Source organism: Neisseria sp. P0001.S005 (assembly GCF_051963715.1).
Window position 1 is genome coordinate 1 of record NZ_JBQCTZ010000910.1, and the last position, 308, is coordinate 308.

1 protein-coding gene is annotated in these 308 nt (G+C 47.7%); it reads left to right on the forward strand.

Annotated features, from left to right (window positions below; translation table 11 throughout):
* On the forward strand, positions 1-308 hold a 308-nt coding region (locus tag ACTHSP_RS23455), incomplete at both ends, for a division/cell wall cluster transcriptional repressor MraZ (RefSeq protein ID WP_440347176.1).

A 308-nucleotide genomic window follows, 5' to 3' on the forward strand; every position in this document is an offset into this window, starting at 1 on the left:
GACAGTAAAGGGCGGTTGGCGATTCCTGCCAAATTCCGCGATATTTTGCTGCGCCGTTATACGCCTGCAATTGTGGTTACTCTGGATTCTCGAAAAAAATTATTGATGTACCCCGAGCCCGTTTGGGAAGAAAAAGCCGAGCAGATTTTGAAGTTGAAAGTAGCCGGCAATGAAGCTTTGCAACGGTATCAGAATTTACTGCTGCACAATGCGGAGATTTTGGAATGGGACAGCGCCGGACGCGTTTTGATTCCGGCGAATCTGCGCAAACGCGTGGATTTTGAAAAAGAAGTTACTTTGGTTGGCCG